Source organism: Paenibacillus sp. ATY16 (genome assembly GCF_003399985.2).
GTDB classification, from domain to species: Bacteria; Bacillota; Bacilli; order Paenibacillales; family Paenibacillaceae; genus Pristimantibacillus; species Pristimantibacillus glycanilyticus.
In genome coordinates, this window is sequence record NZ_NMOK02000008.1 from 101,419 (window position 1) to 124,005 (window position 22,587).

The following is a 22,587-nucleotide window of genomic DNA, read 5'->3' on the forward strand; positions in this document are numbered from 1 at the left end:
CTCTCTCCCTACATGTTACAACGCTATATAAACTGCCCCTGGCTGTTGTTCGATTTTCCGTTTTATACATAAATTTATCAGAAGTGCGCTTAAATGTCCAAAAGGGATCATCGTAAGCTGGTGCAATTCGTTAATTGTAAGCGGACGATCGCGCAGTAAATCGATTATTTTCTGCTCCTCGGCATTCATGCTTGCCGCGGCGACGGCCGCTTGTTTAGGCTTTGTCAGTGCCGCAAGCTTCTCTTCAAGCCAGCTGTATTCCTCGAGAATATGATCGGCGCTGCTGACCAGCTTCGCTCCTTCGCGGATCAGACTGTTAGGCCCCTCGCTCTTGGGCGATGAGATCGGTCCGGGTACGGCAAATACATCACGCCCCATTTCGAGCGCCTGGTCTGCCGTAATAAGCGAGCCGCTTCCCTTCGCTGCTTCCACAACGATCGTCCCCAGCGATAACCCCGCTATGATCCGGTTGCGTAGCGGAAACATTCCCGGATGAAGCGGCGAGCCAACCGGAGACTCCGACAGAATTAGCCCTTCCCGTATAATTTCCTGGTAGAGCGATCGGTTCTCGGGCGGATAACAAAGATTAACCGGACTAGCCAGTACGGCAATCGTGCTTCCATGGCCCCGCAAAGCCGCTTCATGCGCTTTGCTGTCAATCCCCCTGGCAAGACCGCTCACTACGGTCAAACCTCGCCTAGAAAGCTCCTCAGACAGCGCTAAAGCGGTGTGCCTGCCATAGGCGCTGGGATTTCTGGTCCCTACCATTGCAATCGAAGGTCTCTTCAAGAGCTCAACGTTCCCAAGAGCATACAGCACCCAAGGCGGCTGCGGTATCCGTCGAAGCTCTTCCGGATATGCCTCGTCATACGGAGTGATCACTGCTGCACCAAGCTCCTGAGCCCGGAGATAAGGCGACTCTGGCCAATCAAAAGGATCTTGCCATCGTCTGGCCGCAGCCTCTGCTTGCGCGCGTCCAAAACCGATTGCCGTCCAATCGAAAGCGCTCTTGCCATCCAGGCTCTCCCAAGCCTTATGGGCAACCGCTTTCTGAACGGTATGCCATCCTATGCCCGAACATTCGTGGAGCATGATAACCATCTGCTTACATTTATCAACGTTTAGCGTCATTCTTGCCGCCCTCTCCTCTGGGGAGGTCAGCCTGCATTCTTTCCTATTGTGCGTTACATGGCAAAAGAATGCAAGTCAACCCGAAATTTTATGAAAAAAAAAGCAACCTTTCAAGCCCAAAACGGGCATTGAAAGGTTGCTTACCTTTACTGCTTCATTAATATGCTATTAAACGATTAGGCTTGAGCAACGCCAGTGGTGCATTTCTCAAGCAGGCCTTTTTCTTCAAGCACCGATACGAGCGTCGAGCCCATGTCGGAAGGCGTTGGAGCAACTTTGATTCCGCACGCTTCCAAAGTAGCGATTTTCTCGGCAGCCGTACCTTTGCCGCCGGAAATAATAGCGCCCGCATGACCCATGCGTTTGCCCGGAGGCGCTGTAGCGCCGCCGATGAAGCCGACAACCGGCTTCTTCATGTTCGCTTTGATCCACTCAGCAGCTTCTTCCTCTGCTGTACCGCCGATCTCGCCGATCATGATTACCGCGTAAGTGTCCGGATCTTCATTGAAACGGCTCAAGATATCGATAAACTCGGAGCCTTTAACCGGGTCGCCGCCGATACCTACTGCGGACGATTGACCGATACCGCGAGTGGAAAGCTGGTGAACCGCTTCGTAAGTCAGAGTTCCCGAGCGGGAAACAACGCCTACATGGCCTTTCGTGTGGATGTAACCCGGCATAATGCCGATTTTGCACTCGTCAGGAGTAATAACGCCTGGGCAGTTAGGACCGATCAGAGTCGTTTTGCTGCCTTCCATGTAGCGTTTTACTTTAACCATATCAAGTACTGGAATACCTTCCGTAATACAGATAACCAGATCAAGGCCAGCATCTACCGCTTCCATGATCGAGTCTGCTGCGAATGCAGGCGGCACATAGATAACCGATGCTGTTGCGCCAGTAGCTGCTACCGCTTGTTCAACTGTATTGAATACTGGAAGAGATACAACGTTGCCGTTTTCCAGTGTGATATCGACGTTAGTGCCGCCTTTACCAGGAGTTACGCCGCCTACCATTTGCGTACCGTAGTCCAATGCGCCTTTCGCATGGAACAAGCCAGTTGCGCCTGTAATCCCTTGAGTGATTACTTTTGTATCTTTGTTAACCAAAATACTCATCGAATTTCACATCCCCGTTAATAAATTCGTACTATTTGACGAGATTAACGATTTTTTGTGCGCCGTCTGCCATCGAGTCAGCCGCAACAATGTTTAATCCCGATTCGTTCAACATTTTTTTACCAAGCTCAACGTTAGTACCTTCCAGTCTTACAACGAGCGGACGGTCCAGGCCAAGCTCTTTCGCAGCTGCGATAACGCCATCAGCGATAACGTCGCAACGCATAATGCCGCCGAAGATATTAACGAAGATACCTTTTACGTTCTCGTCGGACAGAATGATTTTGAACGCTTCAGTTACTTTCTCTTTTGTAGCGCCGCCCCCTACGTCAAGGAAGTTGGCAGGGTCGCCGCCGTAGTATTTGATGATGTCCATTGTAGCCATCGCAAGACCAGCGCCGTTAACCATACAGCCGATGTTGCCATCAAGCGCGATGTAGCTCAGGTCATATTTCGATGCTTCGATTTCTTTCGCATCTTCTTCTTCCAGGTCGCGCAGCGCCACGATATCTTTGTGACGGTACAGAGCGTTGGAGTCGAAATTCAGCTTCGCGTCAAGCGCCATAACGTTGCCGTCGCCGGTAACAACAAGCGGGTTGATCTCAGCGATGGAGCAATCTTTATCAACGAATGCATTGTACAGAGCGATCATGAATTTAACCGCTTTGTTAACAAGCTCGCCAGGAATGTTGATTGCGTAAGCAAGCTTGCGCGCTTGGAATACTTGCAGACCGATTGCCGGGTCAATGACTTCTTTGATGATTTTCTCAGGCGAATGAGCTGCTACTTCTTCAATCTCCGTGCCGCCTTCTTCGGAAGCCATCATGGTTACGCGGCCAGTGCCACGGTCGATAACGACGCCTACATAGTATTCTTTCTTGATGTCGCAGCCTTGCTCGATAAGAAGACGTTTAACTTCTTTACCTTCCGGGCCTGTTTGATGAGTAACGAGCACCTTGCCAAGAATTTCGCTGGCATACGCACGAACTTCATCGATGTTTTTCGCTACTTTAACGCCGCCCGCTTTACCGCGGCCGCCAGCGTGAATTTGCGCTTTTACTACTACCACTGGGGTACCCAGTGCTTGCGCAGCTTCTACCGCTTCGTCAACGGAGAAAGCTACCTTTCCTTCTGGAACAGCAACGCCGTACTGTTTCAGTACCTCTTTGCCTTGATACTCATGGATATTCATTGTTAGAAATCCTCCATTTCACAGACTCAACTTCAGTCATATGTACACAAACCTTAATCATTGTAGCATTATTTATGCCATATTTCGACCCTTCGGGTTTCGGTTTTTTGATATGGATTTGATCTCAAAATGAGATTAAATCACCGACGGACTCCTGTAGTATGCCCTAATTTCTTGAAGAATTCATACTTGTTTTTCCAATATTGACAGACTTGTCTTTTTTACACTATGATGGCTTTAACGATAACTTTATATAACGAGATTCGGACGTAAGGAAGCACCTTCATCCTATTTTTGGAGGTGCTTTTTTCTATGTTCAGTTTAATGCATAGCAGCAGCGTTCTTGGAGTTGAAGGCAAAGAAATTTCCGTGGAAGTCGATATAGCCAACGGTTTGCCGCAGGTCAGCGTCGTTGGACTGCCCGACCCCGCCGTCAGGGAATCTGTAGAAAGGGTCCGCGCAGCGATTAAGAACAGCGGATTCGCTTTCCCGCTGGAACGCATTACCGTCAATCTGGCTCCGGCGGATTTGCGCAAGGAAGGCACCGCCTTCGATCTTGCGATTGCGGCGGGTATTCTGACCGCGAGCGGTCAACTTGAAGCGAAGCCTTTCGAGCAATCGATGCTGATCGGAGAATTGTCCTTGAACGGCGATATCCGTCCCGTGCCCGGCGTTTTGGCCATGATCGAGCAAGCCAAGCGATCCGGCATCCGCAAGGTACTGCTGCCTCTGGCAAATGCCAAGGAAGCCGCTTGGATAACGGAGATGGAGCTGTATGCGGTAACCCATCTCAAAGAGCTTCTCACCCAGCATAAGGGCACTGAAGCTTGGTCCGACATCCGGTTCGACGCCGCTGCCAGCAGGGAGCTTGCTTCTGCCGCCGCGGCTGAAGAGCATGCGGTTGATATAGGGGATTACAGCGATGTATACGGGCAGCAGCAGGCCAAGCGCGCATTGTTAATTGCCGCAGCCGGGAAACACAACATCCTGGAATTGTGTAACATTGTCATGCAAAATACGACCTTCAAAATCCAACACCGTAAACACATATCACATATATATAGAAGAAAAAAAGGTGATGCGAGTTTGCACCACCTTTAAATATGACTTAAATCTTCAAAAACCGTGAATTCATATGTCACAACTGCTTCACGTCTGGATGATTGTTTCTTTTCCTTTTTAGTGATGTACTCGACGATCTTATCGCTAACGATGAACTTTGAGATCAGATTCAGAATCTCTTCATGGCTGTACTCGTCTTTAACGGTCAACTCATTCAACTTCGAAATTCTTTCCTCGATTATTTTAATTTGAGTAATTATGTCTTCGTTTGTCTTTGACAACTCATTGATTTCGCTTTTAAGTGTTTCACGCCTTTCGTCAATGTCCCGCTTCATATTATCAAGTTGAGTTTCCTTAAATATGCCTTTGACAAATAACTGAACTAACCGTTCTTCTTCTTCATCCAATTCCGCCATTTGCGAAACTTTTGTGTTTAGTTCTTCTTCAGTTGGATTATCAATGCGGTCTTTCAAACTTTTGATTTGGGCTCGAAACGCTGCCTCTTGCATTTCCTTTTGCGATAAGAAAACTGAAATAAGTCCATTTGTACGTATATCTTCTAATTGCGCTAGAATATCGATTTCCTGCACATTTACACTATCACAAGCCATTACACCTTTTGTTTTCTTCGTTGAGCAGTTATAGAATACTCGTCCACGATCCATATTGCGTGTATATGTATTACCGCATATGCCGCAATATATCTTGCCCGCAAAATCCGATCTGCCGCGATGTATACCTCTCTGATTGACATGACTTATCTTACCAGAACGAATCGCCTTACATTTTTCGAACAATTCTTTTGTAATAATAGCTGGTATACGTTCGTGGTTTTCATGAACTAACCGTTTATCTGTTTCGGTTAGCTTGGGGGTTATCTTATTGAATACAACACCTGTATCGTACTTATAACGAACCAAGGTTCCAAAGTATTTTTCTTGATCTAACATCTTTTTAATGAAGGAAGGCATAAACGACTTCCCTTTTCGGGTCTTTATTTTATTTTCCTCAAGCCAATTAAGAATTCTTCGGATGCCATATCCTTGGGAATATAATTCGAAGACCTTTCGCACAACCTTAGCTTCCTCTTCGATTATCTCCAGTTTATTGGCATCACGTAAATACCTGTATCCATAGATGTTTCCATTTGTCATAATAATACCTTTCCTGGCTGATTCCGCATGACCAAAACGAACTTTTACAGACTTGTCGATACTTTCTTGCTGGTCAAAATTCAAAAACAAGTTTAACGTAAATTCTTTTTTATTTGAATCAAAAAGAAGGTTTATATCAAGAAAATACACATAAACGTTCTTAATTAAGAGTTCACGTAAAATATCGATAGCTGACACATTTCGGGCAAATCGACTTGAATTTTTGACGTAGATAATATGAAACAATGGCTCTCGTTTGGAAGCCGTGAAGACTGTCTTATTTTCATTAATCTTTGTTGCATCAAGCCCAGCATCAAAAAGCATTCGATTAAACTCATCACGTTTATTCAACGAAGTTCCGCTAACTCCACGGTCTGCATAGATATGATAAAGTTCATTCCCCTTAATTTTAGAGATTTCACGTTCAAAATAACTATGTTGATTCTTAAGGCTGTTATTCTGCTCATCAGATCCCGTACTAACCCGACAATATGCTACTACTTTTATTTTTTTTGTTTGGTTTTGCATTTCAGCTTCCATTTCATTAAGTACAATACTATTTGACATTTTGGCACTCTCCCTCATCATGACAATGTTTCACACACAAATATTTTAACATTCTAATGGTAATTTTTGTAAAAAAAATTGATGCAAAACAAACTCTCTATTCGACTTTCAATAACTTGTCAGTCATTTCACGAGTGCCATTTTCAAACACAAAAATCGTGTAGAGGTAACTTCCAATTTTGATTTGATAGTTAATTTCAACATTGTCTACTTTAGTTTCTTTAGCCATATAGAACACCCCATTTTTGAGTAATACATCATTCTATATGAGTGATTTCAAAGTGTAACCTTAGAGAATAATTTTTTTTCAATTTATGAAGGAGAATAGTTGCTGTGAGGAGAATTGGAGATAATTACCATTATTTGTTAGTTTTGAGGAGAGGTGTAGTTAACATGCTCTATGCACGTGAGGAGATTATGAAAGAACTTTCTGAAAAGTATTTCATGTTTTTAAAAACCTTACACTTCAATGATCCACTTTATATGCAAGCCATTAGTGAAGGAAAAAGAAAATTTCTACCCGCATTACATATGCACTTAGCATCAAGAGGTCTACCTAATACACACCGCATTTTTACAACAGATTTTATTACATCAAAAGCATTTGAGAATATTCGAAAAAAATCATTTAAAGGTTTGCAATATGAACACATTGTACCGAAGGCCGAATATATACACGATATCTGTGAGCAAGCCGCTAAAAATAATTCTCTAACTGTAGAATCAATAAGAGAACTTATAAACCGTTATTTATGGACAGCAACAGTGACAAAAGAAGAACATCATAAACTCAAAAAATCAATGCCACGATCGTGGGATGGTGTTAATATTATGGCTCGTTATGAAGCAGCTGGGATTCAATTGCTTCCACATGATAAAAGCTATCTGTATAAATCATAAAAACGAAATTTTATCCAACCAACATGTAGACATCTAAATTTAGATATGTTATTTTGGATGTGTAAAATCACATGTCTAAGGAGTGATAAGATGTCAAACAGAGATGAATACCTTGATTTCTTTGCACAGAATCCTAAGTACAACGGTTATCTTAATTCCAGATCTTTTGAAGAGTTGTATTACTGGCTTGGAGAGGCATGGCAAATTTACGATATGATTACCATTTGCAAAAGTAAAAGACCCGCCATTGAGGCTGTAGCAAAACAAATAGAGTTAAAGTTCGGAAATCGGACTGATATTAACGTTAAAGAGGATTTTGTTAAACAAATGATCGGAACGGCTGTCAAACATGTTCTTAGTTATTATGGGTACATTACAACGATCCAAAAGACCTTCCTTAAAGGAAGTGCAGAGTGGTTTAAAAGTGGGATGCATTACGAGTTTGATGAAGCTGCTCCAGTTAAAAAAAAATTGCATTGGGAGCCTAAAATTATAAATCTCGATTAAAGCAAAAAAATATGCTCAATGGGAACAGAATCCCACTGAGCATATTGGAGAGAGATGGAATGAGAAGAGGAACTTTAATTTCCTCATCTCTCCATTCTTCTTTATATAAAGATTCTCTATTTTAAGATATTAAGCCTTGATTTCAAGCAAACGGATTGCATCAGTATTTACTACTTTAGCATCCATGTAGATATCAGCAACAAACAAAGAAGAACCACGTAGAGCTTGAGTCGTATCTGCATTAATATGTTGGAGATTTAAACCCTTTTTAATCATCGTTGCTACAGCCACACCAAGGTTTACTAGAATAATCGGATTGGAACCGGTTTCAAGATCAGGCATAGCATCACTGATGATAATCGGCAGACCCAACATAGTATATCCTACTCCTGTTTTGAATTCATCAAGGTAGTATTGGTTGTTACCATCTTTAAGTTTACTGATTGTCGAGAATGTTTTACGATTCATAATAAATACAGCATCTCCGACCAATTGCGGATGCATAGAGTTAAACAAGTCCTTCAAATCATCAGTACCAATAGAACCAGAAATCGATGTAGTAATGATGGAATCAGTAGGAATGTCAGCATTAAGAATACCTTCAAAGGATCCATTAGCAGGATCACCATTAATCAGTCCTCGATCGATAGTAGTTGCAATCCTACGAATGAGAGTATCCGTAGCATACGAACTAATATCAATAGCAGCATCATTAATCAAGTGCTGCGATAATTCTATAGCTGTACCAACTCGTTTTTGGTCAAGTTTCACTTTATCCATTTGGAAGTCAGACGGGTTTATGTTATTCATTTCCCCAATAAAACCGGCATCCCCAATAGCTTTTTCACGAAGGATTTCCAAGTGGCCCGATTGACTAGGATAAATTTTTGTTCTACCGAGCAATTGCCCAGTTTCAACAAGCTTCTTTACAACTTGATCAGAAATCGTAGTAGGAACTGTCAAAGATCCAGCAGGTTGACCTGTTGTAATAGCCCGATACTCTTCGGAGTTGCTTAGACCTTTAAAGAATTGCTCAAGTCCCCGTTGTTCAATATCATTTTCAGATGTTACACTCACTGTTTCAATCATATTATATCTAACCTCTTTTTCATTAAGTTGTTTGTTAATTTCATCAATCTTTGCTACCAAATCATTTCTCACTTCTCTGAGAGCTTTTTTATTCATATCTGTACCTCCATCTTCAATCGTTGTTGGAATTACAACGTCCTCGACCAAATCAATACCGCGCGCCGATATTGTAGATTGAGAATAAGCTGCATCACGGACAACAGAGACCTCGAAGAGTTCGAGTTCTGAAACTGTCCTTTCATTGATACCATTTACCTTCCTCCAGGAATCTTTAATTGCACGAAACCCAAATGACATGTTCCGCAAGATTCCGGATTTGATGAGCTCGTAGTAGTCCTTGCCCCAAGATGTAGGTGCAATCTCAGCAGTCATATAAAGTCCTCTGTCATCTTCCTTTAATTGAAGTGAACGGTTACGAGTCGATGCTAAAACTTTTGAATTGTCATGTTCAGCAAGGAAGTGAATATCGCTTGCCTTTTCGAGCGCACGTAAAAAGGCACCCTTTGCGATTTTTTCTTTAAATCGCTCAGAGCGCCCTAATAGTTGGCTTAACTGTTCTGTTTTATTTACATATCCACTTACGGTCATTGTACCGTCAGAGCTTACGTTAAGCTCGTTCGGATTAAACCTGAGTTCCATCTTCATTTTCTTTACCGCCTTCTACTCCCATATTAAGAATGGTCAGCTTCCCTGTTTTAACATCCATAAGCACATGTCCTAGACTTAACAATCTGAAATCCGTAGTTTCAAGTTTGTTTCTGTCTAATTCACTACGAGCTTCATTCATTGTAATAAGACCTTTTTCAAGCTCCAAAGCAACCTTTTCTACTTGTTCTTTAGGGGTTCCACGAAGAATTTCCTTAGTATCGAACCGAAAGAAATAGCCATTATCCTTTTCACTCTCTAATAACAGAGCCTTGTCCAATGCAGATTCAATAGCAGTTATAATCGGTGTCAAAGTGTATTGAAGGAAATGCAGATTTTCGGCCGCATTACTGTTGTACTTGGTCAAATTTGAGTTAATCATGGATTCAGGAAGATTAAATAACTTTGCAACCTCACTAGCGGTTACTTTCTTTGAATCCGTTAACTGAAGTTGGTCAGGATTAAATGAAACTGGTTTGTATTGAAGACCTTCTTCAAGAATTACTGTCTTACCAGCGTTTCTTCCACCTTTGTAAAGTGATTCCCAACCTGCCCGTAAACGTTTTATAGCTACTTCAGACAATTTAGTAGTAGTTTCAATTACACCTGTCGGAAGAGCACCATTACTAAGAATATTGGAAGAAAATTCAATCTCATCTAATGCTAGTTGTAATAACGCTTCACCATTCTTTAAAACCCCACTTGAACCACTATCAATTAAAAGGATGTCCTCATATGGAATCTTAATAGCTTCACCCATCCCGCTATACACGACCTGTATATCACTCAAGGTAACGCGATCTTCAGTAAAAGACTTGAACTGTACATTTTTAGCATTCATAGCATGAAGCTCTGTCACAATGTTCCCGTTCCTTTTAACAAGCGATAAAGCTTTACCATATAGCAGATAATCTTCAACCAATTTCCGCTTATACTGTACTGAGTCACAAAATTCGTTAGCTTCAGAGTTCAGCAGTTTGATGCGATTATCACTAGGAACTTTAGCTATGTCTCCATCTTCATTTTCTTTATATAGATAAATGGGAAGTTGGGATATTGAGCCTGTGATTAGTTCCAGTGACGTTTTAGCTGTTGGAATTTTCTTCAGCTTGTCCTCGGTAATTGTTGACCCACCTAGCATCGAAGTAATTGCTAGTAAAGACCCATCAAAATCAAAAAAGGAACGTTCTTCAACGTCCTTTCTTTTCGAAAATATATTTGCTAGACCCATTTAATGGATCACCTCAGTTCATTTATTCTTCACAGCCTGTTCTTCAATTGGTGCTCTAAGAGAGGGTGACCCCCACAAGGTTATCATTGAACGTTCTCTCTTTTTTTCTCAAGCCACATGGGAGTAGTGCTTAAGATTTCTTAAAGTGTTTAAGAAAAATTCTACGTTCTTCCGTTGTCAGCTTGTACTTTATAAGCACCTTAGTAAGAAGATGCACCATAATCCTATTACTAATCAGATGTGACAATTGAGCATCAATCTGATCAAGTATTCTTTTATCATCTGTTTGATCTTTCAACTCTTGAAGCAAACGTTTCTGCATATCAATCAATTTCAATGTTTGGATCGCATTATCAATAACCAGTTGATCTAATTCAGTAAGCCTTTTGTTTGTTTTATCAATTTCATCAAACAATCTTTACACCACCTGTTTCTTTAACATATAAAAGGAGATGCCTCAACCAATGGAGGACTGGTTGAGGCTTATGAAAAATATAAAGCTCTAATCGAAAAACGGTGATGATGCTGCGTCCACCATCACAATATATATTGGAGAAAACTCTATCTCTAGAGGACAGATTTCAATAAATTCTTTCCAACTTTTTTATCAATCTTTCAAAGCGTCGTTTATTTGTTTTAAAATTACCGACCGCTTTCAACGTTTCAATCAAGTCACCTTTGTAGTGGTACCGCAGTAAGTCAATCATTGCAATATCTCCTTGGTTCAGAGTTCCATCTTCAATACCTTTTTCGATTAGTGCTTCAAGATCAACAAAAGGAATGATCTGGATTGGCCTAGTAATAGATTCCTTATCTGCAACGATCATCCTAAACAGTAGATGGTGGCCACTTCCTAATACTTCTACTTCAAGACCGTTTCCTTGTTTCTTATTAACCTTAACACCAGTTCGTCTTTGTACTAGTTCAAGCTTGGTATAAGATCTAACTATTGCCCCTATGTCTTCAAACAGCAGAACCTTTATTTTGCCTTTTACGATCTTGGAGGAACCCTGTTTGACATAATATTGTATCAGGTCATAGCAGCCCTCTATGAGGTTTCTAGCGTCCTCATTTTGCACAATTTGATAACACCATAGATCATCAATTGTTGCCCCTTGATTCAAGAGCTTGTAATCACTTTTTAACATCAGATAGACTGAATCCTCATACTTGATTATTCGCTCGTTGTTAATCAGTGCATTGGTAAGCAGAGCTTCAGCAGCCTTATCCTCATCATCATTTGAGTATGAAGGCAGTCCTTCCTCAAACAGTTCAACCTCTTGCATCCGTTTAGCATCTAAGATGTTGTACTCATTCTTTTTGGTGGTTAGGTTCTCTGTCTCAAGAATGTAATCAGCCAGGTATTCAAGTGTTTCCTGGACTCCTGTTGTAGTCCGATCACTCTTGGTCGTCTTCTTTCCATTCGATCTATAAAATCCCTCAATGAGGTCTTTGTTTTCAATAATTGTTAGTGCTTCATCCATCCGAACATCAGTGTTCCATGTATTGCTTATTTTTTGATCCTTCAACGATTCTCTCACAGCCGGCTTCATTTTCATTTTTCATCATCCTCCATAATAAAAAAGAACCCACCGAATTATCTGGTGAGTTCCTCTTTTGCTTCAACTATATTTTTTAGATTTTCTTTATGACCGTCAGGCCAATTTGTCGTTGAGTGGTACATATACTCCATAACAATGAAGCATTTGAGTCTTTATGGTTCTTTACCAGTGAGTCGAGTTCTTCATCCAGAACCTTTAACCGCTCGGAGTCAACATACTCAAACCTAGAGCCATATATATGATGTCTTAGAGCATATAGGTTAAGACTGACCACTGATAACAACATCTCAGTTCTATTCATTGTCATACTTCCTTTTTTCTGCTGCCAAATCTCGAATAATTTCGCGAAGATTTGATGAGTAAGGGTAAGCATATACCTTTTCACCAAAATAATGATCGTAATAAGAATGAGTCGCTTCAATTCCCAATGCCATTAGATCAGCCATAAAATACTTAGTAACGATAATCATATCCTTCTTCAATTTCACCATTCTCTAACACCTCATATGCAGTATAAGTAAAGCGCCAAAAACATAAGTAAATCCCTTAATGCTCCAAGCCATAAATAATTCCTCATCGCCGCTCTCTCCTTCGTTAATGAGTTTCTGTCAGCTGTTGAGTAAAATAAAAAGCACTACCATTTAGATAGTGCCGCTTACTGTACACCTTTAACTTTGTTCCAATATTTGTAAATGTAGACTAATGAAACTTTGTTGAACCCATGTTCAGCTAGTTCCTTGTTTAGTTGGTTCCAAACATCTTCATGTTTTAGTCCCTGCTGACGGAGTTCAAAAATTCTTTGCCGCTTGAATACAATTTCTTTTTCTCTTATTGTCATATACCTTTTATAATCCATTTCCATGACTGTCACTCCAGTTAAATTATATACGAGACGCTAGCATCGCTTCTAACGCCGTCGATTTCGAGCCGACCTTTCGGATTGGTGGAACATCTGGAACTTTGTAGAACGTCACTTCAAGCTTCTCACCATTGACCCATTCATGCTCCCAGTAACGCTCCCACTCCTGAGTCTTCTCATTGAATACTATCGGCCGACCAGTGAAAATGTCATTCTCAATTTTCAGTTCCTTTATGCTCGTCTCAGTAACTACTTGTTCGGGATACTTTGGTTGCTTCAAAAACTCGTAGGATTCAATAATCTCTTTGAATGATTTTTTGCCGATCTTTTCCGGCTCTGGTTTGGTCTCTTGAACATTCTCAAAGTCAGACCGTTCCGACCTATCTATAACCAACTCGAATTCATCTGTGACAATATCGGATGGAGTTGTATATATAACAGGTACGTCCGATTTTGTCACAGCCCAATAACGGATTTGTAGCCCATCTATTCGAGTCCGTTTTTGAATTATGCTAAAATTGATCTTCATTTGTTCAAAAATTCTATTAAGCTCATTAGGCTTTCTTACTTCCCGACCCTGGCTTCGTCTAATCTTATAATCATTTTTAAGAGCCAGAATAAATTGCTCCTGTTTTTGATCAAATAATTGCACATCTACCAATGACTCAAGGTATTTGGTCAGTTTTTGTCTGTCCAATTCCTTATCCACTTCAACGATAGGTATATTTGGATAATATTCATGTAATAGAGCCGCAAACCCATGCTCAAGAATATATTCAAACTGCCATTTTTTATTGTGGAGTGAAACAACGTACATCTCGTTAAGCATATGAGTGAATACTGGAGTGCCATCATCAGTCCAACTCGTACTTATCGTAATGAACCCCGGCAACTCTATTTTATTCCTCTTTGTTCGATTGACCTCTTCAACATATATGGTTAGATGCCCGTCGTTAATATATCGGTCAAGCCCGATTTCATCAATCAACTCAAGCTCTTTAAATTGACGATAAATTCCATCAACTTTGTTAAGCTCTTTGGTAATAGCCTGATGAGTAGGTTTATAGATGATGCCATAAATCTTAGTGCTTCTAACACGTGCAAACGCTTGTTGGACGGATTGAATTGTCCTAGGACGCATATAAGCAACGGTCTTAACAGAATCATCAAGAATATTGATTCCAGCTTCTAGAACCGATGTAGAGCAAATGACCTGAGATTCAAAATTTCCGTCTTTAATAATTCGACTCAGTTCAGCATTATTGATTTGATCCTTAAAATCCCGGTTATACCTTGAGCAAATAAAAGCGCTGCTTTCATATAAATTTTCAGATGCTTTAAATGCTTCGGTTGTCTTATCAAAAAAGATCATTGCTTTATTCTCTTTATTTTCAAGGTAATTTTTCATATCCGTATCTAGCGTTTCAAAGCTGCTATAAACATATATGCGATTAAGGTTGTTATTTTCACGGTTAGGTACCGTTAATATCTTAATATTGAGCGATTTATTTAGACTTTCTAATGGTTTTGGTGTACCAGTCATAAACAGTTTAATTGCTCGTTCGTTGTTCTTTAAAAACTCTAGGGATATTTGGCTTTGGCCGTTCCAACTGTCATCAACAAAGTAGTGAGCTTCGTCACAAATAATAACGTCATAGCTATATATTTCTATCAGAGATGCGTTATCGTAGTTCTTAATGTCATTCTCAAGTTTCTGATAATTGACGATCTCTAACATGTTGCCCTTTAGTTCACTCATAATTTGCTTAAGGAAGCCGTCTAAATCTGCCTTAGTCTGATTTTTCAAAGCGTTTCGGTGAGTTAAGAATAACACGCTCAGTCCGTTATCCTTGCAGTAGGGCAGAATAATGTCTTTTGCGGTTTGTGTCTTACCTGCTCCTGGCTCAGAATAAAGGCCATAAAATTTACCTCGCTCAAATATTTCAAATTCCTCGTTAGTGATTAGATACTTCTTTTCCATTCATTGAAAACTCCTTAGAAAATGTTTTATTAAATTTATCAAGGGCTAAATCAATATTTTTGTTTTGCTCAAAGTAAAAAATTAAGGTTCCTAATTTAAACTTGTTCGGTTTAATCCGTACTAACTTGAACCCTTTAGCCATAAGATAATTAGCTACATCTAGGTTGAAAATGGGATAATCTTTATCTTTCATCATTTCACCTCCAATATTTACCAAGAGTATTACCCTCATAATATATGTCGGTCTAGAGGCCCGTTGTAAACCAAAAGTAATAAAAAAAATGCACGGCTTACGCCGAGCATTTTGATATACGCTTTCTATGATACTTAATAAGCTCCTCTAACCTATCGTACCATTCCTTAGCTTCCTCTTCGGTCAGATAATCCACAAAACCATAAAAATCAAACTCAGCCATCTGAACATCCATCCATAACTCATCATCAGTCAATAGCTCAAGAAACTCTTTGTCCATTTAAGTGTCCTCCATGTATTTAGAATTTGTTCGCTACTACAGTTTGCAGATACTGCCTAACCTCAATTACTTCTTTCATGTCGTGCTTGTTATATTTAAGGAACTCAACAATTGAATCAACCGTGTCAATGATGGTTGTAAGGGCTATGTAATCACATGCTTCCTTTTTATAGCGAAGGTCATAACCTGCAAGGTGCTCCTTCTTACTTGCAATCAATTTTAATGAGTTGATAGCTACATTTGCCTGACTCTTCAACGCTCTTTGTTGTTCTGACTTGGTATTGCTTATTGCCTTCTTCATTTAACTTCCTCCTAGGATTGAATCACTGCCGTCTTAAGGCAGCACCTTTGAAATTGATTCTTAATATTCATTTTTCAATGATCGCTCTTACTATCACTTTTATTATTAAAAGAAAAACTCAAAACGTAAACCAGATCGAATAACTCCTTGCTCTCATTTTCTCACCTCGTTTTTTGCTTATACTTTGTTATATATACTTGAATTCAAAACGTAAACCAAACCAGTTAAAAGCAAAAAAACCACCCACATAAGTGGATGGTTAGACGTCATTATTATTTAACAACATAGATAGTATTTGACTCATTATTATCAGTATAGACAAGTCTTGAATATGATTTACTTTCTGTTAGTTTTAAATCAAAAAACAGTCTGATTCTTACCCCTTCGCCAGGCAGCAAAATCTTCTCTTTTAATTCGTACCAATATCCATTCCAAATACCCGGAGATCTATTGGCAGGTTTAATCTGTCTATCTCCAATAAGTGAAAAATTATCAATAGTTATTCTTTTAGGTGACTTCTTAGAAAAGTTGTTAATTTCGACTTCTATTTTCAGCACTTGATTTTCAAATGAGTTCTCATAGCATGAAAATAGAGTCTCGTTATAATAAGGAGTATGACTAAGAGTTGAATGTTCATGTTCTGTTGAGTTTTGTTCTGTTGAGTTTTGTTTTGTTGAGTTTTGTTCTGTTGAGTTTTGTTTTGTTGGATATTCTTTTGTTATAATTTGAGTAGCTTTTATTAGTTCTACTTTATTATATTTTTTAGTGGTTACTAAACTATATAAATAATCAATCTCTTTTATCCTTTTATTAATCTCAAAATTCTTAAAATATTTATTATCAATGAAAGTTAGAAACTTTTTGTATCTTCCATTCTCCCTTGCCTGTCTCATTTGAGATGAAATATGTACATATGTACGATACATCAAAGTATTTGTCACAAAATACTTTCTAATCTTTTTATAAGTTTTGTATGTCAATTTCTTTTCATCATAGTAAAACTTATAAGCTAAAATTGAGGAAGCATCTGATAAATTATTGCAATATTCTACTAGAATAGCCCAAATCCGATACAATACCAGTAACCCTTCAATTCTCCTTAATGTACTTTTATCAAAAAACTTAATGCTTTTAGAGATTTTTCTTAGTTCCAGTAAGGAGAGCTCAATCAATTCTATATCATGTATTATATAATGAAAACCACTAAGATCATCTTGATAGTAAAATGATTTTACTGTGCTATAGTGATCAATCAACTTAGGAGAAGCGTAAATCAGATTGTCACCAATATGTTTCTTTATCTTGTCCAAGATATCTTCTTCTCTAACTCCTAAATTGATATCATGATTCCTTCTGAAATGTGAAGATATATCAATATATGCATATATATCTAAAAGAATTGGAGCGTATAGCTTTTGGTAAACCTCTTTGTTACTCTTTTGCAGTTCTCTTTTAACAGTAAGTCTATGTGATATTAATTGAGCTACTGCGGCCCCTACAAATGCCCCAAATAGTGTAGCTGTTGCTGTAATCGCTACTGGTTTTAAAGTATCTGGCAGATTCTTGTATGGCTCTATCAATTGGTCTATTATTTGCTTTAGATGGTCTGGTATTTCCTTTAGATGGTCTGGTATTTTGTTGAAAAAGTTTAGTGTATCATTTAAAAAATCGATAATTTGCAAGTAATTATCACCCTTATCAGATTCATGTTTTATATTGCTTTCCTAATGATTATTATTAATATTTAACCAACTCAGGTTCTGAATAAGATCTAATACGAACCGAATTTGAAGTAAGTGTAAGATCAACTTTTTGTTTATAATAGTTACCTAATAAATCTAAAAACCCTATTTCAAGTTCATTAACGGACCTTTCATTCTCTATCAGAGGAAATATCATAAATATCTCAATGGAATCTCCAACTTTAATATAAGGACTCCCCTGAGCTATTGCCTGTGTATTTTCTATAATAGCTATTCTTTTTGTTTGAGCAAATTTATTTATGTCTACATTTGTAGCAAGTCCAATTCCAATGTTCTGTATCTTAAGAGCCAAACTGTCGTACCCGTTTACCTTATAGGAAACATTACTATGTAAAATCGCTCTCCCCTTATCCATATCCTCTGAAAAAATATGTGCTGGTTCTAAGCCTTCTTTCCAACGACGTGAACGTCCAATTATTTCTAAATGTAAATAAGGCAGAACCTGCATTCTCCGATCATTGAAGTCTTTTCTGTTAGAGTGATTCACTGTTAGATTAAATACAAATATCGTAGATGCTGCCCCAATAAGCGACCCAATTAAGTTTCCAAAATAGCCTATCCAATCATTATTATTAGCAGCAGGAAACCAATCTGGTGCCTTCAATAACATGATAAAATTCACAAAGACTCCAGATAACAGTATTATCGAGAGGATTATATAATAATACTTCTTTCTAGGACGATCAAACATAAAAACCCTCCAATACAACTATTTACACAAATAAAAACAGCCTCTAGCGATGCTTTCGCATAGAGACTCTTATCACCGATGCTTTCGGATGTAGGGCTATTTTAGCATATTATGTAATTTCCTGTCTAGAAGAACATTCCAGGTGATCGACAGGGGCTCTTAAGACCCATTGATTATGTAAGTTACTGGTGAAATGATTTAAAAAGGAGTGTATTATAGGATTAAACTGGTAACAAAGAGGGGTCATGATATGTCACGTTTTAGTGAAAGATTTTTAAATCATCCAATTCACGAGCAGCTAGTTTTATCAAACACACTCATTAATGATATTTCCCAATTGAAGAACGATCCTGATACTATTGTCGAGATTGATCGTTCTAAGCAAGTAATTTTGCTCATTCAAAATTTAATTAATAATTGTGATCCCAATTTGATTCATCTCGGATATTTGGACAATATTAACAATAGCATCACTCAAACTGTTCATTATTTAAATAACTATAAGAATGACCTGAATGTGTCTCATCTACACAATATGAATTTTCAGTTGGATGCAATTTTGCCACATGTTTCAAGTTTACTTTGCCCAGTGACTCCTAAGGATGTTGAAGGGATACAAGAATCAATAATCTCTTTTAGAGCATCAGCTATTGAAAATATGAAGAAGACTGAAATTCAATTTAAAAAGCTTGCAAATGCTAATTCGGAGTTAGAACAAGGGGTAAATCAAATATCCGCAACTGTCGATTTGCAAAAGAATCGATTTGATGAAATTATAAATAATTACCAGGAACAATTTAAACTGGCCGAAGAAAATCGGCTCAATCAATTCAATGAAGCAGAAAAACTACGCAGAGAGAATTTTAAGGCTCGCTTAGATGAGCATCGTGATCTTTCGCAACAGAATGAGAATAATCGTATTATTCAATTTAATGATTTTAAAAATAATTTAGAAAAAGAATTATCTCAGTTCAAAGATAAAAATTTACATCTTGAGACAAATTACAAAAAAATGAATGAAAATCTTGATGCGCTTTATAGAAAAAAAGGGGACACTCTGGAGGCACAATTTCAGGAGAAAGGTAACAGACTTGAAGAGGAATATCAAAAAATAGCCCAAATGCTACTTAATGATATGGAGAAATATAAACAACAAGCAGCCCAAAATCTAAACATGATTTCAGTTTCAGGTATGGCTGGTGGCTATAAGGATGAAGCGGATAAGGAAGCTGTGTCATTTGATAATTGGAGAAGGATAACTTTTATTTCAATGCTTATTTTAGCAGCTGCTTCTATTTGGATCTTTATGCATCCATTTACTGAAAACACCATGTGGAATGAATTGGCTAGGAAGATTTTTGTAGTTGGTGCCATTGTTACCATAACAGGTTACTCTGCACGACAAGCAAAAATTCACTTAGACGCCGAACGCAAATACAGAAAAATGGAATTGGAACTTAAAGCACTAAATCCTTACTTGGCAGAACTTGATGATTCTAAACGTAAAGAGGTCTTAGAAAAAATGACCAACGTCTTCTTTGGGAATAAAGAGACTGAAAATAATTCAACTGAAGAAAAGCCCTTATCGCTTAGCAATTTTCAAGGAATTGACTTTGTTAAGTTTATAGAGACTTTAACCGCATTGTTCCCAAAGAAGTAAATAATGTAGTGCTTTACCACAAGTCTAATACCTGTACTTTATTTTATCCCAATATCACGCATTTTATTGGGAAATCATTAGCATGACAATGTTACACAATATCCTGTTCGCGGGCCCGCCCGGAACCGGCAAAACCATGATGATCCGCCGACTCCCCGGCATCCTGCCTCCTCTTACTGAAGAAGAAGCTCTGGAAGTGACCAAGATTTACAGCGCGGCAGGCAAGCTGTCTACCGATGCTAAAGGTCTGATCAGGATTGCTCCCTTCCGCTCGCCGCATCACACGATATCGGCCGGAGGGCTCATAGGCGGCGGTTCGGTGCCGAAGCCCGGCGAGGTCACCCTCGCCCATCATGGCGTGCTTTATCTGGACGAGCTTCCGGAGTTCTCCCGAACCGTACTTGAAGTATTGCGGCAACCATTGGAGGACGGGATCGTCACCATAGCAAGGTCAAGAGCCGTATTTCATTTTCCGGCCAGGCTTATGCTGGCTGTCTCCTTTAATCCTTGCCCATGCGGGTATGCTGGCCATGAAACGGCCGAGAAACGATGCAGTTGCAGTGATTCCGCGATTGCCAAATACAAAAGCAAGATGTCCGGCCCCCTTCTTGACCGGATCGATATCCAGCTCGAGGTTCCCAGGCCGATTGAACGGGAAGGCGATGCGGAAATCCCTGCCGAAATGAGTTCTTCCCGGATGAGGCAGCTTGTGCTTGAGGCACGGACAAGAAAAGAAAGACGAGATGAAGAGCTCGGGCTCAAACCTGGAGCACGGCTGTCCGGAACATCGCTGAGGCGCTCTATTTTAATGAAGAAGGAAGCATTTGAGCTGCTTGACCATGCGCTTACGGTGCTGAATATAAGTATGCGAGCGTATGACCGTATTTTACGGCTGGCGAGAACCATCGCGGATGTGGAAGGCAGTGACTACGTGGAGGATGTGCATGTGGCGGAAGCGATTCAATACCGGAGACTTGATATATAAAAGCAAAAAGCGGCTTTCTACCGGTTAGAAAGCCGCTTTTAGATGTTTAATTTCGCCGATGGAGTCATCGCGGTTCATGGTGACCGCAATGACGTCAAACCGCATGGGAGGATAGGTTAAATGTCTCATTCGCAAATACACCTGGGCGACAAGCGCCACCTGCTGCTGCTTGCGCCGGTCTACGGATTCGGCCGCCGTCCCGAATCGACCTCCCGCTCTTCTTGTTCTTACTTCGACAAAAACAAGCGTATCATCGATGGTTGCGATAATATCGATTTCTCCGAATCGGCAGCGCCAATTCCTCTCGATGACGGTATATCCGTCGTTCTCGAGATATTGGCAAGCGGCCGTTTCGCCGGCCAGCCCGGTTTGCCTTCTGCGGTCCTCACTCATCCAAATCCCTCGCTCTCTGGTCGGAACGATAAACAAAGCTCAGGATCTCGGCGACCAGCGTATAAAGCTCGGGCGGTATCGATTGATCGACATCCAGCTTGGACAATACTTCCACAAGCGAAGTGTCCTGCTGCACCGGCACTTGATGCTCTGCCGCCTGCTCCAATATTTGCTCCGCCAAATAACCTCTCCCTTTGGCGGTTACGACCGGCGCTTTGTGCACGCCGGGCTCATATTTCAACGCTACGGCCTTTTTAACCGTCCTCTTCTCTTTACCGTTCTTCTGTTCCGAACTCATGCCCGTATGTCGACTCCTTTATAACGCGTGTTCACGAATTGAGCCGGATCCGGCATGATCCGTTTAACCCCTTCTCCCTCATCGCTATCCGCTCTTGTTGGAGTAGCGCGAAGGGATAAGAGCTGATAGCCTGCCTGATTAAGACTTGCCGTTATTTCATTGCGGGAGGAATCTACAAGCGCAGCTATTGCAGGATGATCGTTCCATAACGTCAAGCTGACGATTTTGTCCATGACATTCACGTCAACCAAGGTAGGTCCTAACGTCTTCATCGACAAATCGAACAACAAACGGCAATTCTCAGCGTCCAGCTGGCCTTGCCGCCCTCTTCTCGTCTGAATATGAACGGAAGCGGTCTGATTCCCATCCGGACCGGTAAGCGGCACGAACATCGTCAGATGGGAGAAAACGGCTCCGTTTCGTTCCGGTGATAACAGCAGCTGCTGTCCCGTTATCTGCTGGACGAGCTGTTGCGCGGTCTCGCGCAAAGCAGGCGGTGCGTCGCTGGATGCGGCAATGGCAAGCAGCGTACTCTTTAGCGATTCCTGCGCTGCAGGCTTGGCATCATCCGCGCTCACCCTGTCCGGCGACAGCTGTTGCGGTGTCACTAGCAACTCGCGGGATCGCTCGGTATGGACCGTTCTCTGCTCTTTGTCGAGAGGCGCGGCTGCGTCAGCCTGGTCCGGCTGTTGCCCTGCCGCTTGCTGCGCATTCGAGCTTTGACGCGTCTCATGGCGACCCTCTGCCGGCTGTTGGCGTGTTACCGCATCCGCAGAGCCCTGTGGACTGCGTGCAGCGATTGGCTCGTCTGCAACCCCGCTGTCGTTGCCATTGCCGCTGACCGCCATTGAAGCATCCTGCTCCTGAGGCTGAACAGCCCCTTGAGCGGGCGGGACCGGTAATTGCTTCGACAATTGATTCTCATAGTCGACGCCCATCCATTTCATCATCTGGCCCAGCCAGTTGCCGGATGCGGCTGTGCTGCCGCCCGTGGCCGCGCCAGGGCGGGCGCCTTGCGGCTCCGC

At 40.7% G+C, this 22,587-nt stretch carries 23 protein-coding genes and 1 pseudogene; 5 read left to right on the forward strand and 19 right to left on the reverse strand.

Translation table 11 applies throughout. The features are described from left to right. Window positions 1–15: 15 nt before the first annotated feature. The 3 genes from dprA to sucC all read right to left on the reverse strand — a co-directional run bounded on the left by dprA (window position 16) and on the right by sucC (window position 3,441). On the reverse strand, window positions 16–1,131 hold the full coding sequence (gene dprA / locus CFI03_RS06275; RefSeq protein WP_248756813.1) for a DNA-processing protein DprA: 1,116 nt from the start codon (window positions 1,129–1,131) through the stop codon (window positions 16–18). 176 nt (window positions 1,132–1,307) lie between these two features. After that, complete coding sequence (sucD, locus tag CFI03_RS06280; protein WP_248756814.1) at window positions 1,308–2,249, reverse strand: succinate--CoA ligase subunit alpha; 942 nt, start codon at window positions 2,247–2,249, stop codon at window positions 1,308–1,310. A 31-nt stretch (window positions 2,250–2,280) separates the two neighbouring features. Continuing rightward, window positions 2,281–3,441: an ADP-forming succinate--CoA ligase subunit beta gene (sucC, locus tag CFI03_RS06285; RefSeq protein ID WP_127495843.1), complete on the reverse strand. Its 1,161-nt coding sequence runs from the start codon at window positions 3,439–3,441 to the stop codon at window positions 2,281–2,283. Window positions 3,442–3,753: 312 nt separating this feature from the next. Between sucC and CFI03_RS06290 the strand changes: the two genes are divergently transcribed. After that, window positions 3,754–4,542 carry a magnesium chelatase domain-containing protein gene (locus CFI03_RS06290; protein ID WP_248756815.1) on the forward strand — a complete coding sequence of 263 codons (789 nt, stop codon included), beginning with the start codon at window positions 3,754–3,756 and terminating at the stop codon, window positions 4,540–4,542. Here the strand turns inward: CFI03_RS06290 and CFI03_RS06295 are convergent. Both CFI03_RS06295 and CFI03_RS30980 read right to left on the reverse strand, forming a co-directional pair. Next, window positions 4,539–6,224 carry a recombinase family protein gene (locus CFI03_RS06295; RefSeq protein ID WP_248756816.1) on the reverse strand — a complete coding sequence of 562 codons (1,686 nt, stop codon included), beginning with the start codon at window positions 6,222–6,224 and terminating at the stop codon, window positions 4,539–4,541. The genes CFI03_RS06290 and CFI03_RS06295 overlap by 4 nt on opposite strands. A gap of 97 nt (window positions 6,225–6,321) precedes the next feature. Continuing rightward, window positions 6,322–6,453, reverse strand: a complete 132-nt coding sequence (locus CFI03_RS30980) for a hypothetical protein (RefSeq protein WP_283094437.1) — start codon at window positions 6,451–6,453, stop codon at window positions 6,322–6,324. A gap of 104 nt (window positions 6,454–6,557) precedes the next feature. Between CFI03_RS30980 and CFI03_RS06300 the strand changes: the two genes are divergently transcribed. After that, window positions 6,558–7,124: a hypothetical protein gene (locus CFI03_RS06300; RefSeq protein WP_248756817.1), complete on the forward strand. Its 567-nt coding sequence runs from the start codon at window positions 6,558–6,560 to the stop codon at window positions 7,122–7,124. Window positions 7,125–7,214: 90 nt separating this feature from the next. Continuing rightward, on the forward strand, window positions 7,215–7,631 hold the full coding sequence (locus tag CFI03_RS06305; protein ID WP_248756818.1) for a hypothetical protein: 417 nt from the start codon (window positions 7,215–7,217) through the stop codon (window positions 7,629–7,631). A gap of 129 nt (window positions 7,632–7,760) precedes the next feature. Here CFI03_RS06305 and CFI03_RS06310 read toward each other — a convergent pair whose 3' ends face one another. The 11 genes from CFI03_RS06310 to CFI03_RS06360 all read right to left on the reverse strand — a co-directional run bounded on the left by CFI03_RS06310 (window position 7,761) and on the right by CFI03_RS06360 (window position 18,226). Continuing rightward, entirely contained in the window at window positions 7,761–9,365 is a 1,605-nt protein-coding gene (locus CFI03_RS06310; RefSeq protein WP_248756819.1) for a phage major capsid protein, read from the reverse strand. Continuing rightward, window positions 9,343–10,596 (reverse strand): phage portal protein, encoded by a 1,254-nt coding sequence (locus CFI03_RS06315; RefSeq protein ID WP_248756820.1) that lies wholly within the window; start codon window positions 10,594–10,596, stop codon window positions 9,343–9,345. Before CFI03_RS06315 ends, CFI03_RS06310 begins: the two co-directional genes overlap by 23 nt. Before the next feature lie 130 nt (window positions 10,597–10,726). Then, complete coding sequence (locus CFI03_RS06320) at window positions 10,727–11,011, reverse strand: peptidase M23 (RefSeq protein ID WP_248756821.1); 285 nt, start codon at window positions 11,009–11,011, stop codon at window positions 10,727–10,729. A 166-nt stretch (window positions 11,012–11,177) separates the two neighbouring features. Then, window positions 11,178–12,155, reverse strand: coding sequence for a short-chain dehydrogenase (locus CFI03_RS06325; protein WP_248756822.1), 978 nt, complete (start codon window positions 12,153–12,155; stop codon window positions 11,178–11,180). A 296-nt stretch (window positions 12,156–12,451) separates the two neighbouring features. Beyond that, entirely contained in the window at window positions 12,452–12,649 is a 198-nt protein-coding gene (locus CFI03_RS06330) for a hypothetical protein (protein WP_248756823.1), read from the reverse strand. Window positions 12,650–13,039: 390 nt separating this feature from the next. Next, a complete protein-coding gene (locus CFI03_RS06335) occupies window positions 13,040–14,998 on the reverse strand; it encodes a DEAD/DEAH box helicase family protein (RefSeq protein ID WP_248756824.1) in 1,959 nt (652 codons plus the stop codon). Beyond that, a complete protein-coding gene (locus CFI03_RS06340) occupies window positions 14,973–15,194 on the reverse strand; it encodes a DUF5659 domain-containing protein (protein WP_248756825.1) in 222 nt (73 codons plus the stop codon). The genes CFI03_RS06335 and CFI03_RS06340 overlap by 26 nt, the downstream gene beginning before the upstream one ends. A 94-nt stretch (window positions 15,195–15,288) precedes the next feature. Then, window positions 15,289–15,471: a hypothetical protein gene (locus tag CFI03_RS06345; RefSeq protein WP_248756826.1), complete on the reverse strand. Its 183-nt coding sequence runs from the start codon at window positions 15,469–15,471 to the stop codon at window positions 15,289–15,291. A gap of 19 nt (window positions 15,472–15,490) precedes the next feature. Continuing rightward, window positions 15,491–15,772: a hypothetical protein gene (locus CFI03_RS06350; RefSeq protein ID WP_248756827.1), complete on the reverse strand. Its 282-nt coding sequence runs from the start codon at window positions 15,770–15,772 to the stop codon at window positions 15,491–15,493. A gap of 272 nt (window positions 15,773–16,044) precedes the next feature. Beyond that, the gene (locus CFI03_RS06355) at window positions 16,045–17,454 is read right to left on the reverse strand and encodes a hypothetical protein (protein ID WP_248756828.1); all 1,410 of its coding nucleotides are present in this window, start codon (window positions 17,452–17,454) and stop codon (window positions 16,045–16,047) included. A gap of 55 nt (window positions 17,455–17,509) precedes the next feature. Then, a complete protein-coding gene (locus tag CFI03_RS06360) occupies window positions 17,510–18,226 on the reverse strand; it encodes a hypothetical protein (RefSeq protein ID WP_248756829.1) in 717 nt (238 codons plus the stop codon). Between the two features lie 250 nt (window positions 18,227–18,476). On the opposite strand from CFI03_RS06360, the gene CFI03_RS06365 reads away from it, so the two are divergent. Both CFI03_RS06365 and CFI03_RS06370 read left to right on the forward strand, forming a co-directional pair. Further along, window positions 18,477–19,886: a hypothetical protein gene (locus CFI03_RS06365; RefSeq protein ID WP_248756830.1), complete on the forward strand. Its 1,410-nt coding sequence runs from the start codon at window positions 18,477–18,479 to the stop codon at window positions 19,884–19,886. An 82-nt stretch (window positions 19,887–19,968) separates the two neighbouring features. Next, window positions 19,969–20,871 (forward strand): YifB family Mg chelatase-like AAA ATPase, encoded by a 903-nt coding sequence (locus tag CFI03_RS06370; RefSeq protein WP_248756831.1) that lies wholly within the window; start codon window positions 19,969–19,971, stop codon window positions 20,869–20,871. Window positions 20,872–20,895: 24 nt separating this feature from the next. Here the strand turns inward: CFI03_RS06370 and CFI03_RS06375 are convergent, their stop codons facing one another. From CFI03_RS06375 to CFI03_RS06385, 3 genes and pseudogenes are all read right to left on the reverse strand, one after another. Continuing rightward, a complete protein-coding gene (locus CFI03_RS06375) occupies window positions 20,896–21,264 on the reverse strand; it encodes a YraN family protein (RefSeq protein ID WP_248756832.1) in 369 nt (122 codons plus the stop codon). After that, window positions 21,257–21,562 carry an EscU/YscU/HrcU family type III secretion system export apparatus switch protein gene (locus tag CFI03_RS06380; RefSeq protein WP_248756833.1) on the reverse strand — a complete coding sequence of 102 codons (306 nt, stop codon included), beginning with the start codon at window positions 21,560–21,562 and terminating at the stop codon, window positions 21,257–21,259. The genes CFI03_RS06375 and CFI03_RS06380 overlap by 8 nt, the downstream gene beginning before the upstream one ends. Continuing rightward, window positions 21,559–22,587, reverse strand: a pseudogene (locus tag CFI03_RS06385) (hypothetical protein); the annotation flags it as partial. The pseudogene CFI03_RS06385 and the gene CFI03_RS06380, both read right to left, overlap by 4 nt.

Excerpts from the sequence above, each read along its gene's own strand:
- dprA (WP_248756813.1), bottom strand. The coding sequence starts at position 1,131 with ATGACGCTAAACGTTGATAAATGTAAGCAGATGGTTATCATGCTCCAC.
- sucD (WP_248756814.1), bottom strand. The coding sequence starts at position 2,249 with ATGAGTATTTTGGTTAACAAAGATACAAAAGTAATCACTCAAGGGATT.
- sucC (WP_127495843.1), bottom strand. The coding sequence starts at position 3,441 with ATGAATATCCATGAGTATCAAGGCAAAGAGGTACTGAAACAGTACGGC.
- CFI03_RS06290 (WP_248756815.1), top strand. The coding sequence starts at position 3,754 with ATGTTCAGTTTAATGCATAGCAGCAGCGTTCTTGGAGTTGAAGGCAAA.
- CFI03_RS06295 (WP_248756816.1), bottom strand. The coding sequence starts at position 6,224 with ATGTCAAATAGTATTGTACTTAATGAAATGGAAGCTGAAATGCAAAAC.
- CFI03_RS30980 (WP_283094437.1), bottom strand. The coding sequence starts at position 6,453 with ATGGCTAAAGAAACTAAAGTAGACAATGTTGAAATTAACTATCAAATC.
- CFI03_RS06305 (WP_248756818.1), top strand. The coding sequence starts at position 7,215 with ATGTCAAACAGAGATGAATACCTTGATTTCTTTGCACAGAATCCTAAG.
- CFI03_RS06310 (WP_248756819.1), bottom strand. The coding sequence starts at position 9,365 with ATGAAGATGGAACTCAGGTTTAATCCGAACGAGCTTAACGTAAGCTCT.
- CFI03_RS06315 (WP_248756820.1), bottom strand. The coding sequence starts at position 10,596 with ATGGGTCTAGCAAATATATTTTCGAAAAGAAAGGACGTTGAAGAACGT.
- CFI03_RS06325 (WP_248756822.1), bottom strand. The coding sequence starts at position 12,155 with ATGAAAATGAAGCCGGCTGTGAGAGAATCGTTGAAGGATCAAAAAATA.
- CFI03_RS06330 (WP_248756823.1), bottom strand. The coding sequence starts at position 12,649 with ATGGTGAAATTGAAGAAGGATATGATTATCGTTACTAAGTATTTTATG.
- CFI03_RS06335 (WP_248756824.1), bottom strand. The coding sequence starts at position 14,998 with ATGGAAAAGAAGTATCTAATCACTAACGAGGAATTTGAAATATTTGAG.
- CFI03_RS06340 (WP_248756825.1), bottom strand. The coding sequence starts at position 15,194 with ATGATGAAAGATAAAGATTATCCCATTTTCAACCTAGATGTAGCTAAT.
- CFI03_RS06345 (WP_248756826.1), bottom strand. The coding sequence starts at position 15,471 with ATGGACAAAGAGTTTCTTGAGCTATTGACTGATGATGAGTTATGGATG.
- CFI03_RS06350 (WP_248756827.1), bottom strand. The coding sequence starts at position 15,772 with ATGAAGAAGGCAATAAGCAATACCAAGTCAGAACAACAAAGAGCGTTG.
- CFI03_RS06360 (WP_248756829.1), bottom strand. The coding sequence starts at position 18,226 with ATGTTTGATCGTCCTAGAAAGAAGTATTATTATATAATCCTCTCGATA.
- CFI03_RS06365 (WP_248756830.1), top strand. The coding sequence starts at position 18,477 with ATGTCACGTTTTAGTGAAAGATTTTTAAATCATCCAATTCACGAGCAG.
- CFI03_RS06370 (WP_248756831.1), top strand. The coding sequence starts at position 19,969 with ATGACAATGTTACACAATATCCTGTTCGCGGGCCCGCCCGGAACCGGC.
- CFI03_RS06375 (WP_248756832.1), bottom strand. The coding sequence starts at position 21,264 with ATGAGTGAGGACCGCAGAAGGCAAACCGGGCTGGCCGGCGAAACGGCC.
- CFI03_RS06380 (WP_248756833.1), bottom strand. The coding sequence starts at position 21,562 with ATGAGTTCGGAACAGAAGAACGGTAAAGAGAAGAGGACGGTTAAAAAG.